Source organism: Microbacterium sp. P5_E9, from assembly GCF_054049175.1.
Genome location: NZ_JBFUMV010000172.1, coordinates 1 through 512, shown reverse-complemented (window position 1 = coordinate 512; position 512 = coordinate 1). Strand labels below are relative to the sequence as shown.

At 67.6% G+C, this 512-nt stretch carries 1 protein-coding gene; it reads right to left on the bottom strand.

The window, feature by feature from the left end:
* A partial coding sequence (locus tag ACXJ3V_RS20835) for an AMP-binding protein (protein ID WP_457102259.1) occupies positions 1-512 on the bottom strand: 512 nt, incomplete at both ends.

The following is a 512-nucleotide window of genomic DNA, read 5'->3' as shown; positions in this document are numbered from 1 at the left end:
CGATAGCGTTGTCCCCGGCAACCGCGGCGTCGGCGTTGTCCTTGACCGGCACGGCGACACCGCGGCGGAACTGGCCGTCCGTGGTGACCAGGAGCTTGGCGCCCGTGTCCTCCACCCGGAACTTCAGCGCTTCGGCGGAGAAGCCGCCGAACACGAGGGAATGGATGGCGCCGATGCGGGCCACGGCAAGGGTGATGATGACGGTTTCGGGGATGACCGGTAGGTAGATGACCACGCGGTCGCCCTTGGTGATGCCCAGGTCCAGGAGGGCATTCGCGGCCTTGGACACTTCCCGCTTCAGCTCCGCGTACGTGACGGCACGGCGATCGCCCGGCTCGCCCTCGAAATGGAGTGCCACCTTGTCACCGCGTCCGGCGGCAACATGGCGGTCCACGCAGTTGTAGGCAACATTGAGCTTGCCGCCTTCGAACCAGGTGATGTCCGGTCCGGTGCCGGCATCCAGGTCTGCCGGGACGCGCCGGTGGGCGGTGTGCCAGGGCTTGCCGCTGATG